The 14,694-nt window shown below is 39.2% G+C and carries 15 protein-coding genes; all 15 read right to left on the bottom strand.

Annotated features, from left to right (window positions below):
- Window position 1 precedes the first annotated feature (1 nt).
- A complete protein-coding gene (locus IGJ53_RS01695; protein WP_002310673.1) occupies window positions 2-871 on the bottom strand; it encodes a class II fructose-bisphosphate aldolase in 870 nt (289 codons plus the stop codon).
- A 22-nt stretch (window positions 872-893) separates the two neighbouring features.
- Window positions 894-1,301 (bottom strand): hypothetical protein, encoded by a 408-nt coding sequence (locus tag IGJ53_RS01690; protein WP_010731855.1) that lies wholly within the window; start codon window positions 1,299-1,301, stop codon window positions 894-896.
- Between the two features lie 18 nt (window positions 1,302-1,319).
- Window positions 1,320-2,609 (bottom strand): PTS sugar transporter subunit IIC, encoded by a 1,290-nt coding sequence (locus IGJ53_RS01685; protein ID WP_002341041.1) that lies wholly within the window; start codon window positions 2,607-2,609, stop codon window positions 1,320-1,322.
- A 25-nt stretch (window positions 2,610-2,634) separates the two neighbouring features.
- Window positions 2,635-2,937 (bottom strand): PTS sugar transporter subunit IIB, encoded by a 303-nt coding sequence (locus IGJ53_RS01680; RefSeq protein ID WP_002292534.1) that lies wholly within the window; start codon window positions 2,935-2,937, stop codon window positions 2,635-2,637.
- A gap of 35 nt (window positions 2,938-2,972) precedes the next feature.
- Window positions 2,973-5,054, bottom strand: a complete 2,082-nt coding sequence (locus IGJ53_RS01675) for a BglG family transcription antiterminator (RefSeq protein ID WP_010731854.1) — start codon at window positions 5,052-5,054, stop codon at window positions 2,973-2,975.
- A 717-nt stretch (window positions 5,055-5,771) separates the two neighbouring features.
- Entirely contained in the window at window positions 5,772-6,113 is a 342-nt protein-coding gene (locus tag IGJ53_RS01670; protein WP_259742023.1) for a type II toxin-antitoxin system PemK/MazF family toxin, read from the bottom strand.
- Complete coding sequence (gene mazE / locus IGJ53_RS01665) at window positions 6,113-6,343, bottom strand: type II toxin-antitoxin system PemI/MazE family antitoxin (protein ID WP_042956876.1); 231 nt, start codon at window positions 6,341-6,343, stop codon at window positions 6,113-6,115. The genes IGJ53_RS01670 and mazE overlap by 1 nt, the downstream gene beginning before the upstream one ends.
- Window positions 6,344-6,587: 244 nt before the next feature.
- Window positions 6,588-7,352 (bottom strand): TIM44-like domain-containing protein, encoded by a 765-nt coding sequence (locus IGJ53_RS01660; RefSeq protein WP_438749393.1) that lies wholly within the window; start codon window positions 7,350-7,352, stop codon window positions 6,588-6,590.
- A 111-nt stretch (window positions 7,353-7,463) separates the two neighbouring features.
- A complete protein-coding gene (gene mdcB, locus IGJ53_RS01655; protein WP_002375078.1) occupies window positions 7,464-8,333 on the bottom strand; it encodes a triphosphoribosyl-dephospho-CoA synthase MdcB in 870 nt (289 codons plus the stop codon).
- 21 nt (window positions 8,334-8,354) lie between these two features.
- A complete protein-coding gene (locus IGJ53_RS01650) occupies window positions 8,355-9,440 on the bottom strand; it encodes an acyltransferase family protein (RefSeq protein ID WP_010731850.1) in 1,086 nt (361 codons plus the stop codon).
- Window positions 9,441-9,463: 23 nt separating this feature from the next.
- Window positions 9,464-10,057 (bottom strand): malonate decarboxylase holo-ACP synthase, encoded by a 594-nt coding sequence (locus IGJ53_RS01645; protein WP_259742025.1) that lies wholly within the window; start codon window positions 10,055-10,057, stop codon window positions 9,464-9,466.
- Window positions 10,058-10,060: 3 nt separating this feature from the next.
- Window positions 10,061-11,737, bottom strand: a complete 1,677-nt coding sequence (mdcD, locus tag IGJ53_RS01640) for a biotin-independent malonate decarboxylase subunit beta (protein WP_259742026.1) — start codon at window positions 11,735-11,737, stop codon at window positions 10,061-10,063.
- Entirely contained in the window at window positions 11,727-12,026 is a 300-nt protein-coding gene (locus IGJ53_RS01635; RefSeq protein ID WP_002292523.1) for a malonate decarboxylase subunit delta, read from the bottom strand. Before IGJ53_RS01635 ends, mdcD begins: the two co-directional genes overlap by 11 nt.
- A gap of 101 nt (window positions 12,027-12,127) precedes the next feature.
- Window positions 12,128-13,774, bottom strand: coding sequence for a malonate decarboxylase subunit alpha (gene mdcA / locus IGJ53_RS01630; RefSeq protein WP_002375084.1), 1,647 nt, complete (start codon window positions 13,772-13,774; stop codon window positions 12,128-12,130).
- Window positions 13,775-13,780: 6 nt separating this feature from the next.
- Window positions 13,781-14,692, bottom strand: a complete 912-nt coding sequence (locus IGJ53_RS01625; RefSeq protein WP_002292521.1) for an ACP S-malonyltransferase — start codon at window positions 14,690-14,692, stop codon at window positions 13,781-13,783.
- Window positions 14,693-14,694: the final 2 nt, after the last annotated feature.

The raw sequence follows: 14,694 nt of genomic DNA, 5'->3' as shown, positions 1-14,694 counted from the left end.
CTCATTTGTTTCCTAAGTTAATTGGACTTTCCAAGTTCATAAACAGTCCAATCTTATGCTTGACAATTTCTTTTACTGCTTCATTTGCTGGAATCACATTATGGCGAAGAGACTTGTTGATTTCTGTTTCACTAAAGGTTCCTTTAGCCACTTTTGTCCAGTTGACTAAAAGCTCCGTTCCAACATTGAATTTGCGGATCCCGTTATTGATCAATTCGGGATAATCTTCTTCTTTCACACCTGTTCCGCCATGGATAACGAGGGGGACATCGACTACTGCATCGATTTCTTTCAGCAAGGGAATGTTCACTTCTGTTTTTGATTTGAATTGTCCATGATTCGTACCGATAGCAATAGCTAATGCATCCACACCTGTAGCTTCTACAAATTTCACTGCGTCTTCCGGTCTTGTATATACCTTGTCATTTTCAGCGACATGGATTCCTTCTTCTGTACCGCCGATCGTTCCAAGTTCTCCTTCTACGGAAACACCGTGTGCATGTGCATATTCTACCACTGCTTTCGTTTTCAAGATATTTTCTTTGAAAGGCAGATGGGACCCGTCATACATGACAGAAGTATATCCGCTATCGATTGCTTCTTTGATATCATCAAAGTCTCGGGCGTGGTCTAAGTGCAAGACTGCATCAACCATTTCTTCTTCTGCAATAGCTGTCATTACATTGACTAACACATGCATGCCAATATATTTTGCGGTGTCGACACTTGTTTGAATAATGATCGGCGAACCCATTTCTTTTGCTGCGCCTAGCATAGCAGGAAGCATTTCTAGGTTATGCGTATTAAAAGCTCCAACTGTAAAATTCAACTCTTCTGCTGTTTTTGTTACTTCTTTCAATGTTGTATACATCTTTTATTGCCACCTTATCTTTTTATTTGTTTCCTTTGATCGTTACTTGTTTTGCAATTTGTCGCATCTCATCCATTTTGCCCATGTAGTAATCGATCCCTTGATCATCACCCGCACGAGCAGCATCTGCACGCTTCTGATTATAGAGGCTCATCAGTTTTTTATACCCATCTCCGATCGTCTGTTTATTTTCCAAGCTCTTTTCTAAATATTGGATGGCTTGATCGTTCTCATACAATTCAGAAAATTTAAGTCCAACTTGTTCATAAAGTTCCGCTAATTTGGGCTTCTCTTGGGTCGTTGAAATCTCTTGATTTAATTGTGTAATCTCTGATTGAATCTTTTCGGTCGCTTCTGGCGAGAGGACTTTTTCCTCTTTTATCGATCTTTTTTTTGGTTCATTTTCTTTTTTCTTAAAAAATCCGAACATCATTTTCCCTACTTTCAATTAAAATGCTTTCAAAATTGGGCTTAAGATCCATGCATATAAGAGTGCGGCGGCTACTGTATCTACATCGGTTGCTGTAGCATTGATGAATCCCATCGAATTAAAGATCGTTACTAGCAAAGCAGGCAATAATGTAATAAAGAAGCCATGAGCAATACCGCCAATGATCGCTCCTCGACGTCCGCCAACTGCGTTACCAAATATCCCCGCTGTTCCTCCGGCAAAGAAATTCGTTAGCATACCTGGTAAAATCATCGCTAAGCCGAACATCGGCAAAGTGAACATGGCAATAATCGTACCGATTGTTGTCGTAATGAAACCTAAAATAACAGCATTTGGGCTATAGGGAAAGAAAACTGGGCAATCTAAGGCAGGAATCGCATCAGGAACTAATTTCATTGCTATCCCTCGAAATGCCGGCACGATTTCACCTAACAGTAGACGTACACCAGCTAGCAATACATACACACCCACTACGAATTGGATGGCTTGTAAAAAGGCAAACATGATATAGTTTTGATCTCCTGATAATTCAGAAGCGAATGGTTCACCTGCAAACAAAACAGTGATGATATATAGTGGGACCATCACGACCATGACAGACAAATAAGTATCTTGCAGAAACTCGAAATGCGTGGGCAATTTGATATCTTCAATCGATTTTTTATTTTCACCTTTCTCACCAAAAAGCTTAGCCACGCCAGCTTCAAATAAGTATCCAATCGTACAAAAATGCCCTAAAGCAATATCATTCGATCCTGTAATCTTACGTATAATTGGTTGCGCTACTGCTGGCATAGCAATGGCGAAACAAGCTCCGATAAAACCACCGACTAAGATCAATACGATCCCTCGCAGACCGGCGAAATAACCAAAGACCGTCGTCATCGTCGCCATCCATAAAATGGCTTGACCAGTTAGAAAAATGTACTTCCATTTTGTGAAACGAGCCAAAATAATATTGAATACAAAAATGGCTAAGAACGTCAGTGCAATATCTCTACCTAAACCTAAATCATTCATTGCTTGACCATTGATAGACTCAATAGAAGGGATGATTCCTTGCATATGGAATCCTTCAGTAAAAATTTTCCCGAAATAAGTTAAACTTCCAACAATGATACTCGAACCGGCACTCAACACTTGGAATCCTAGGAGTGTCTTTAACGTGCCAGAAATGACTTGTCCTGCTGATTTCTTCTGCAGCAGTAGACCCAACATAGCAATCAATGCAATGGTGATCGATGCCTGAGTCAAAATATTTTCGATGATAAAATTGATAACGCCCATGTTTTTATCCTCTTTTCTTTTTTATTTAGATAACTCCCTTATCTTGTAGAACTGGGGTGATTTTTTCTTCAATTTCATTTTTCGAGACAATATTTTTCAAATAGATCATCGCTGTTTTAGGATCGACTGAGAATTTTTCGAACTGCGAGCGAAAATTTTCTGCTGTGATGATCACATCTGGTTTCATGGACACTGCAGAAGAAATATCACAATGGTCCAGTTTGGCTTCTACTCCTAATTTGTTCAAAACATCCTCAGCAGACATCTGTGCTGCAAAACTGCTTCCTAAACCTGCGCCGCATACGAATAAAATGTTCAATTTGTTCATCTTTGTTCTCCCCCGTATCATTTATTATTTCTCAACTACTGAAAAAGCAGTTGTTTGAAATCTTCAACATTTGTGCACTCGATCAATCGATCCAACTTCTCTTCATTATTGATCAGTTCGATCAGTTCTTTCATGATGTTCAGATGCGAGTAGGAATCTACTGCCGCTAAACAAAAAATAATCTTTACTGGATCCATTTCAGGATTACCGAAATCGATTGGTTGCTCAATCGTAGCTACGCTGACTCCTAACTTATTGACCCCATCTTCTGGTCGAGCATGGGCTAGCGCCATGTGTTTGCCAATCACGATATATGGCCCGTATTCATTCACTGCACGAATCATCGCTTCGACATAGCGTTCTTCAACAATGTTTTCTTTGACCAATGGTTTAGCAGCTAGTTCAATTGATTCCTCCCAAGTAGCGGCTTTTTCTTTGATCATGATATTGCTGTCCGTCAAAATATCTTTTAACATAGGCTGGATCTCCCTTTTGTTGATTTCTAGATTGTTTATTTCAAATAATTTTTCCAACTTGCCATAGATGATGCGGTCCACTCGGCCACCACTTTCTTCCATGACACCGATTATTTGAGTGAATAACTGCGTCGATTCATGACTGTTAGGTTTTAACCGCTGCAGTTCTTCATTTCTTTTCAAAAAGTCTTCTATAACTAAAATATTCGTCTCAGTCAAAATTGGATCGACAACTAAAAGCGGCTTATTTCGATAATTCAATTGAAAGGTGCTGAAAACCAGATCGACATCCAGTTTATCCACTAATTCGATTTCTTTTGAACTTAAAACTGCAGTAATCTCGATTTGAGGAAATTTTTCTTTCAGATTTTCTGCTAACAGATTCCCGGTAGCCATGCCGTGATTACAGACAACAACTGATTGATAAACATAATTCAGGTCTCGCTTGATCACACTGGCAATCGTCGAAAAGTGGATGACAAGAAAAGCTATCTCGTCCTCCAGTATCTTGCCGCCAATTACTTCTTCGATCGTAGGAACAAAATGAGTGACTGCGCGGTGGATTGGAAAATAATTTGTTCGGATGTTTTCTTTCAATGGATTCATGACTTGAATAGCATGCTTGATTCTTATGATTAGTGCAGCCATGTGTTTATAGAGATTTTCGAATAAAGCTTCTTCTTTTAGATGAAAAGGTATGTGTGTCTCGTTCTCTACAAATTGGATCAATTGGATCGTTAGTAGTTGAGCTTGTACCCACTCAATCGAATTGGAAATATCTCTAGCATTGAACGTCTCGATAGTGAAACGAAGATAATTTCTTTCTACTTGTGGGACATTGTCCAATTGAAATTCCGTGATCATGTAGTCAATAAATGCAGAGAAGCTGCTGTCTTTTATTTCTGTATTTTTCCAATTAATGGCAGAGATGAATTCATGTTTCCTGATTCGCTGGATCCAGATCAATGTAAAAAGCAGAATTTGCTTTTTATAAATATCATCCTCTTGTTTTAACAACTTATTGGAATAGATCTCCTCTATTTTTTTGATTTCCACCAAAGGAAAATAATGAAAAAAGATTTTTTGAGCCGGTGTTAGTTGTGCATCTTGATTCATAAAGAAGTCGGTCATCCCCAGATTCTGATTGATAAAATCATAGATCATCGTACGGATAGATCGTTCTGAACCTTTATAAACCAGTCCCTGCTTTCCATAACTGACGATCTCGATTCCATAACTGACCAGTGTTGCTCGTAATCGTCTCATATCTTCATCTAGCGTACTTTTAGAGATTTGAAATTCTTCTTCTTTTTTGTTTAGATGGATCGGGTTTCGGCTGTAAGCAATGGCTAAAACTAAATCAAAAATACGTTCCCGCCGATTCAAAAAGCCGTCTTTCACATCTTTTATTTCAGTTTCTAATCGAACTTGCTTGTCATTCTCCAGTTTCAACAAAAAACCTTTGTTGCGAATTGTTCTGATTTCCGGAAGCTTTTTACTGCTCAACCAGATATTCGCTTCAAGAACTTCCTGACGGATCGTCCGCTGACTGACATTGAACTCAGCTGCTAGATGTTCCGCTTTTACTGGATATTGGGCTGTCATGATTCTGTGAAGTATTTCAATTGTTCTTGTTTTCATAGAAATGATCTCCTTCTGATTTCAAGTATATGGTTCCGCTTACATAATAAAAAGTAGATATTTCTGCCACTTGAAGTGGAAAGAAAGTAAGCATGGCAAACAAAAAATAAGCCGTATGCTTTTTCAACTTCTCAACGAAAAAGACATACGCCTATTATTACAAAAATTTTGCCCATCTATACAAAAAAGAGGTCATGAAAAAGCTGTCCTGCATCAAGTAATAAGAACAGCCAAACAAAAATAGTGCTTCCTATTTTTCGTTTGGTTGGGCTTATTACCGCAGATGCAAGCTTTTGAACACCATTTAGTGGAGAGGTTGTGACAGAGATGTTCAGCCTTGAGCGATAAGAAGCGATTTTGAAAAATAGCTTCCCATATTTTACAAAATCGTGCCTTATTGCCGATAGGCTATCTCTGGAACACCGTTTATTCAGAAAAAGGAGCTGCGACAAAATTTTTGTCACAGCTCCTTTCATAAATATTTCCTGTCAATCCAGCATAATCGGCTGAATAAAATCGGCCTGCCATCTTTTTCACTAGTCAGATATGACGAGAATGTTTGTTTTCTCATCCCTTTTGAAATGTCCCCCCCAAGAGTTAAATTTTGGGGGCATTGCTATTTAGATGCTATTTTTTTATTGTCACTTTTCTTTTTAAATGTCAAAAAATTTTGTTAAATTTAGCATATAAAAATATTGTAGAGTTTAGTTACAACGCTTAAAACATATACTGTATAATCTGATCAATTTTAGCCATGTCTTGCAATGGCAGGTTTTCTATTTTTTTGAGTCTTCGTTCCTTAAAATCAAGTGATTTTACTTGAGAAATAAGTACTTGTCCTTTTATATCTAGCTCTTCTGGTAATGAGTAACGTGTCGGTAAATTCTTTATCGTGGAAGTAATCGGACATATGACCGAAAACATTGTTTTACGATTAAACTCATAACGAGAGACGACTAGTCCTAGTCGTCTTTTTTGAATTTCTTTTCCTACCGAAGGATCAAAATCAATCCACACAATATCACCTTTTTTAGGAATATAAATTCTTTCTTCTGACACTATAACATTTCTCTCCCTTCAGGAGTTAAATCTTCCCATTCGTCTTTTTCATAATATTCGGCCTCTTCTCCACCACTAAATGGATCTTCAATTTTTGGAACTAACGTAATTGTCCCATCGTCAGAATATACAACGATATATTCTTGGTTTTCTGAAGGTTTCTTTCCGTTATCAGAAGGTAAAGTAACCACTACAGAACTTCCTTGTAATCTAGATTTTGTAACAAGCATCATCATCACCTCTTCAATAAAAGTATACTACACAACACTAAGTAACGCAAAAGCACACTTTGTAAACTAGATGGAGAAATGGTGCACTTTAAAAAATTAGCAGCTTGGAAATGGAGACAAATGTTTTCTATTTTTATACAAAAATAGACAAAAGTAACAACCTACACTCTTCGTAAAGAGGCAAGGGATACCTTTGTCTACAGTCTGACAGCTCAACTTTTTAGTGAGCTGTTTTATTTATTTGTCAATCCAGCATAATCGGCTGAATAAAATCGGCCTGCCATCTTTTTTCTTTCTCAGAAAAATCAAAATACCATATCTGAGAGAAATACTGTCGTTGCGTCATACTTCCTGAGATCAATCGTCCATCTTTTCGATCAACTAAATAATCACAGCATCTGAAATCAATTCGGATGGCAAAACTATTCTCGTGGATCTGTCGATAATTTCCTACTTCCTGAATAGTTACTTTTTTAGTATGATTTCTTACACCGTCTGCTTTGTTTTTTTGCAGAACTTTCTGATGTTCGGCAAACAGCTTGTCTGTATAACAGCATCTGGCTTTTTCAGGAGTTTCTTCTTCCCAAGCGGATTGGATCTTCATGAATATCTTTTGGATTTCCAGAAACTGTGCTTTCTTTTCTTTAACCGTTCCTGACATGCGGGACAATATCTCCGCTTTCAGCCTTTTCTTTTGTCTTTTATTCTTGACGATAGAAAATGCAGAAACCCCTCCTACTGACAAAACAGCTAATGCAAGAAATCCCGTTTGCTCATAACTAGAAGTACCTGTACTTGGACCATAATACCCATAAGAATCTCTGCCGTAAGAACGACTGCCAAAATAACTGCCCCCATATGAACGACCGCCAAATGAACTTCTGCCCGAACTTCGACCGCTAGATGTTCCGCCGCCATGACCACCCGCGACAGCGAATCCTTGGGTCGGCAGAGCAAACAAACATAGGCCCACGAACAAAATGATTGCTAAATAATTGATTTTTTTCATTGTCTTCCTCGTTATCTTTTATTACAAAAAACTATTTTTATCATAGCCTTGCCGAAAAGAAGAGTCAATAACCAGATGCATAAACTGTTTTTTTAGCAATTTTGTCTTAATTTACTCATTGAGTGACATCGGACAGACATATGTGTTGGCAGTCCATATTTCCTCTATCTTCAGCATGAACAAACTGGCAGACAAAAGATCTGCGCTTCCTCCAGGAGAGATTTGGTTTTCCTGACAAAAGTGCAACAGTGCTATAAATGGACGATTTGGTAAAGCACTTTGACTAGCAGCATGAGCAAGTTTTTGCATTTCCACTAACGTTTTCTGATCACTGCGATGCAATACGCAGGTGTCATCTAAGGAACTCATCAAAACTAACAACATATGCATTTGTTTCTGTACATCAGAATCATTATCTAGCTCCTTAGCAGCTTGGATTGCAAGCCTGATATGCGGATAACCCAACACTGCTTCTTCATATGCACCATTTACGCCGTATTTTTGCTTCACCGTATGCCCATGAGTTGTTTTTTTATGACGATATTTTGTATCAGGAAAAGCAGCAAGCTTGCTGACATCACCGAGTATTTCCGTTAAAGAAAAAGGCTGTTCCATACTGATTTTTTGTGCAGTCACACTGGTCAATAGCCCCATTGCCCAAATCGCTCCTTTATGGGTATTGATGCCATCTGTAGCAATCAACATTGCTTTTTCCGCTTTCCGTCCAATCTCAGCAATCTTTTCTCTTAACTCCTGATCGATAGCATGTTGCCATGCTATTTGAGCCATTTCTTCAAAAAAAGGAGTCAGCGTCTTCGCAGACTTAAGAAATAAAGCATAGTCCATATCGGAATGTGCACCCGCATCCAGTGCATCCACTAATCCAGGTTTTGGGCTTAATGTTACTTCTGCGAGCAATGCTTCCTCTACCAACGCAGCGAGTTGCTGAGTCACTGCTTTTTTTCGTTCGTCATTTATCATGACACTCACTCCTTCTTTCTATTACTTGTTGAACCCTTTTTTGATGGCTACCCAAATGATGTGAAGCAACCAGCTTAAAGCAAATGCACAACTTGCCGTCATTAGATAAGCTACAAGAATCATGACTCCTGAAGGTAACTGCAGCCAACTATCTTTAAACAATAACAACAGTACTTGGAAAACAAATACATTGGCTAAATACGTACGGTAAGCATAAACAGACAACCATTTAAACAATGGTAATTTTGGCGAATCGTTTACAATCATTTTTGAAGCGCCCATGAAGACAGCAAAGATGATGACTAAACTGTACAAACTTTGGATCGTATTCAAGTAAGGCGCATTCGCAAAGCTCAAGTCTCCTGGATGTGCGAGCAATGAACGGACAGAAAAGAACGCGATAACTAAGCCAACAGGTAAGAAAAGATAACGTACTCTGTCCAAATATTGATAGACTTTTTCGTGATAAACAAATGCGGCTACCCCATAAATCCCGTAAATCATGAAACTAGCAACAAACCGATCTAACAAGTACCAGCTGTCATGATAAGGACCAGTCAATACTTGTGTTTGATAGAACAGATACCATGCAACATATAAAATCGTTGAACCAATCAATACTGGCCATACATATTTTTTATTAGCAAATACTTTGTAACCGAGCCAAACAAAAAACGGCATGAACAATTGAATCTGCAGCATCATCACGGTATACCATAAATGAGGCGCTCCATCACCTGTGACATATTTCAGTAAAAAGCTTGCAGTATCCGTATACGGAGTTTGTTGTTGGACTGCTGGAAATAGCCAAAGATAAGCCGTCGTCCATAGAAGATACGGAACGACTAGTTCAAAAAACTTTTCTTTCAAAAATTCCCAATAAGACAAATGCTGACTTGTTTTTACCATATTATAGACAATTGCAAAAATAAACATTGGTGCTGTGTATTTAACGATGACGTAAAAGGTACCAAGAAAAGCTGTATTTGTTGCGCTGTGGCTGTTTGCCAAAGCAAAGCTCAATATCGTTTGCATCATAACAGCCGTTACAGCTGATACTTTCTGGAAGTCACTTACGTTGATTTTGATTTTTTTGTTTTCAAACATCTCTTTCTCTCTCTTTTTCTTTATTACCAAAGTTCTTTGGTTAATTTAGGTCCTTCGACTGTTTTCAATAGAATTTTTTTCTCTGGCTCTCTCAAATACTCTTTTAGTGAAAAACCGCCTTGCCGAGTCACTACTTGGGTATCGAATTGCTCAAAAAAAGCAGGATGCGATTGAATTGCCTGAATTGGCAATTCAATCGGTGAATCTGCGTACAGCAGCAAATCAAAATCACTGGTTTCTTTTACTGCCGGAATCCCAGTTGATAATTCAAATCCTAAGCTGCCGCCGATTCCCCACTTGCATCCTGATAATATGTTTCTAGCAGCATGAAATTGCTGATAAACAGGATAATCCATGATTTTCTCTTGTCTATACGATTCTTGTTCGATGATGTCCCACGGATGAATGACTTGTTTGACAGCATGTTTTGAGATTTCTGTTGCCCATCTCTGATTGCGGGCAGGGCCACGTAATCCAATCGGTAGTATTTCGGCGTGATCTGTCGACGCACGACGGACTGTTCCGAACATCTTTTCAGTTAGAACGACCCATTCAGGCAAGGGGAACCTTTCTATTTCATGTTTATCAAAAAGAACAATATCATGTGCTTGAATCATTTTTTATGCATCCCATTCTTCGTCCATTTTAGCACGGACTTTATTTGTTTCGACACGTCCGAATGTTTTGGCTGTTTCGTTCGTGTATCGATTTGTCAGCATCGTGTCATTTGTATTGCGGACATCTTGAATGGCTTCATTGATTGCTTCGATGACTTTGTTGACATTTTGTTCTGAAGCAGCTTGGTCGGTGATATCTTCTAGGAAATGATAGATCGCTCCTAGTTTTGTATAATTATTGATATCGTAAGCGATAGCTGGAACTTTTTCAGCAGCTGCTTCGATTTCAGCAACCGAACGTTTTGTCACACGTGCAGCACTTTCTTTAGACATCGCTTGGACAGTGATTTCTTTATTGTTTAAAGCAATCAAGCGGCTTGATTGTAATCCATGCGCTAAAAATGCACCTGAAATAGCATTTCCTGCAATCAATCCAATAACTGGATGTCCAGCTTGACGGAGTTTTGCATAAGCAGCAGCACTATTAGCCAAAGCCACATGAATACCAATTAATTCTTCGTTATAGCCGTATGCTTGGCTTGGTACATCGATCACAACGACGATTGGCCGTTTCACTTTTTTATCTTTATCTTCTTCGTAAACGTGATCCAAAATTTGTCCCATGCGGAAACCTTCAACTAAACCAACTTCACCGTTTCGTACACGGTACATCGGGTTTTTAGGATCAGGTACGATTGATGTCACGATGGCTTCTTCTATGAATTTACTTGATTTACCATAATACACAGTACTAATAGAAGAAGTTGGATTTTTCATGCCAGTTAGTGCCGCAAACCAATCGTAACCAACACTTGCTGCAGCTGGTTCATTTCCTTCTGATACTTCTGGTAAGTCCATTGATTTTGCTTGATGGTTAGCAATTGCTTCATTGTAATCGTCAATGGACATTGGTTTTGAAAGATCCAAAGAATCAAGTAATGATAAATAAAATGCTGAGCTTTCACTGCGATGCGTGTCTTTTCGTTCGTCCATTGCTGCGATGACAGCAGCTTTGATTGCTTCTACACTATCAGTCACTAATTCATCAATGATTTTTGATTCTACCCGTTGACGAGATCCTAATGTATTCCAAATCAAGTCTTTGTCACTAGAATCAAATTCTCGAACACCTGCTTCTTGTTCAATAACTTCTGGTCCATTCAAACCGACTCTCGCTTTTTTTGTTGCGATTAAATAACTCATCAATGCTGAAGTAATCGACATACCGCCAAATGATCCTACACGTCCTGGAATCAAACCGATGACTGGTACATATTGTTTTAGAGCAATGATTACATTTCCGATTTCTGAAATAGATAACAGTCCGTAGTTCGCTTCTTGCAGACGAACACCGCCTGTATCTAGTACGATGACTGGAAAAATTTCATTTCCTTTTTTGTTTTCTTCTAATACATGTTCGAGTGCAGCAACGATTTTTGCACCGGAAACTTCACCGATACCGCCACCTTGGAATTTTCCTTCCATAGCGATTACTACTGCTTGTTTACCATTGATCGTGCCACGGCTGACAACGATCCCGTCATCACTTTCAGGGACGATTCCTTGTGCTGGCAAACTTGGCGCGATGATTTGATCGAATGGACCAATCAATTCACGTCCATTGTCAAGTAGAGCGTTCACTCGTTCTCTGGCGTTTAATTCTACAAAACTATTTTTCATCTGAAAGTTCCTCCATTGCTTGCGTCAATCGTAGGTACACAACTCCTGGTGTAGCACCGAAGTCATTGATCACGATATCTGCTGAAATTGGATAACGATCAAAAAATCTCGTTAATACGTTGTTCCATACTTCGCCGAAGCCATCGCTTCCTGTACAGATTTTTACAGTAGATTCTTTTTTTTCTGTTGGAAACATCAAGATTTCCAAATCACCTGAACCGACCACTCCTACATGGATTTTCTTATTGATCGGCTGTTTCGTTGGATATTTATAAGCTAATTGTTCCATGGATCTCTCCCCTTTTTGTAAAACAGAGCATACACGTTCTGCTTATTCGTCTTTCTTCTTCCATCTGGGTAAATGGCGACAAAAGGTTTTCCTCGCCAATTTTATGACCAAGTTCTGAATTTCATTGGTGGTTCATATAGGCCATCTGACCATTCGATCAAATCATCGATGGTTTGTGCAGCTAATAATGAACGTTTCGCTTCACTACGTTTGATGCCTAAATCTTCTGGTAATTTCACGATGCCGGCTGCACGCAAACGGTCTAGTGATTCTTTGGTGCTTGTCATCCCAAGAGGTGTGACACCGCCGATGGCTGCAATTGCTGCTTGTCGTTCTTCTTTTGTTTTTGCTTTGTACAAATAAGCAATTCCTTCTTCTGTCACGATATGTGTAGTATCTTCGCTATAGATCATCACTGGAGCATTGGCTAAGCCTGCTTGTTTTTGAACAGCTAATGCATCTAATTCTTCGACAAAGACTGGTTTTTTATTTGAACCATATGTTTCAACCATTTGAACAACTAATTTTTGGCCTTTCCCTAATGGATCATCATTGTCGCGAAGTGATTGCCATGCTGGTGTAGAATGACGACGACCGCCAGGATTATGTCCCATGTTAGGCGCACCGCCAAAACCAGATAAACGTCCTTTTGTTACGGTAGAAGAGTTTCCTTCGTAATCTAATTGCAAGGTTGAACCGATAAACATATCGATGGCATATTGTCCTGCAGCTTGTGATAATGTTCGGTTACTGCGCATCGTGCCGTCTTTACCGACAAAAAAGACATCGGGGCGAGCAGCAATATATTTTTCCATACCAACTTCGCCACCAAAACTATGGATGCTTTCAACCCAACCTGATTCGATGGCTGGAATCATCGTTGGATGTGGGTTCAATACCCAGTTCTTCGCGATTTTCCCTTTCAACCCTAGTGATTCGCCATAAGTTGGCAGTAACAATTCGATAGCTGCTGTATTAAACCCAATACCGTGATTCAAAGATTGTACGCCGTGTTCTGCGTAGATTCCTTTGATTGCCATCATTGCCATTAGGATTTGCAATTCTGTGATGTTTTGAGGATCTCGTGTGAATAAAGCTTCTAATTGATAAGGTTTATCTGCTTTCACGACAACGTCTACCCAGTCACCAGGGATATCTACACGTGGTAAAGAATCGACAACTTCGTTGACTTGAACGATCACGATACCATCTTTGAAAGCTGCAGCTTCGACGATTGTTGGTGTTTCTTCCGTGTTGAAACCTGTGTACAAGTTGCCGTCTTTATCTGCTTTATCTGCAGCTACTAAAACAACATTTGGAATCAAATCGATGAATAAGCGTCCATAAAGTTCCAAATAAGTATGGATATCTCCTAATTTCATTGTGCCGTCTTCAATCATTTGGGCGACACGCAAGCTTTGTGCACCAGCATAAGAGAAATCGATCTTGCTTGCGATTCCTTTTTCAAAAATATTCAAATGTTCTGGTCGTGAGATACTAGACATGATCAAATGCAGATCATTCACTTTTTCTGCATCTACTTTTTCAAGACTTTCTGAAAGAAAACTTGCTTGTTTTTGATTGTCGCCTTCTAATACAACTTTGTCGCCGGGAGCAATCAGTTTTTCCATTACTTCTACGATTTTTTCAGTTTCTACATACTTGCCATTGAGCAAGTTGCTGATTTTTTCCAATCGCTGCGCTTTTTTTTCGCGTTTAGAAGCCCAGTTGCGGTTTGGTTTTTCCATAATTAGTCATCTCCATTTTTGATATAGAAACGTGGCGTCATCAATACCATGTTGGTCTAGATTGATCGTACGGATCCCTTTATCTACACCAAATTTTGTATGAATCAGCTTTGTCAAAGTATTGCCGGGGGGAAATTCAATCGTCAGATCCATTCCTAATTCTTTTGCCAAGTCCATCATTTGGTTCCATTGCACAGGGAAAGCTAGGTTTTCCAACAAGTCTTTACGAATCTCTTCTGCGTCCTGAGTGGCTCTTCCATCCGTATTTTTTATATACAAACATCTAGCATCAGATAGATGGACAGACTGCATATACGGCTTGAATTTCTTGACCGTATCATTCATCAAGAGACAGTGAGATGGCACAGGAACTTTCAGCAGCTTCGCTGTTTGCGCTTGGTGCCGTTTGGCTTCTGCCAACGTAACGGATAAACCTTCGATACTCCCAGATAACGTATGTTGCATCGGACAATTTTCATTTGACAGATAGACTGGGTGGTCAGGATCAAACGTTTTTGCTACAATTTCCTCTGCTTCGCTTCTCGTCACACCTACTACTACGCCCATTGCATAACCGCTTGGATAAGCTTCTTTCATTAAGACTGCGCGGTGATAGACTAGTTCCGCTGCATTCTCAAATGTCAAAGATCGACAAGCAACAGCTGCACAAAAAGCACCGATCGAATGTCCTGCTGCAATATCAGGCTGAATACCGTTTTTTTCCATTTCATCTAAATAAAATACTGCTTTTGTCAGTAATGCTAGCTGGATAAAAACCGTATCTTGATAGTTTTCTTCTTTATCAACTAACCGATACCCCGTCACATTTTCTAAACGTTCCATGTACATTTCAGGGATATCTGCTAACATCCCTAACTTCTGACTGCCTTGCCCAGGAAATAAGAAACCTGTACTCATGA

It is taken from the genome of Enterococcus sp. DIV1283b (assembly GCF_051710965.1).
Taxonomy (GTDB): Bacteria; Bacillota; Bacilli; order Lactobacillales; family Enterococcaceae; genus Enterococcus_B; species Enterococcus_B lactis.
Note: the sequence above shows the minus strand (reverse complement) of the source record. Positions and strands in the feature narration are given on the sequence as shown.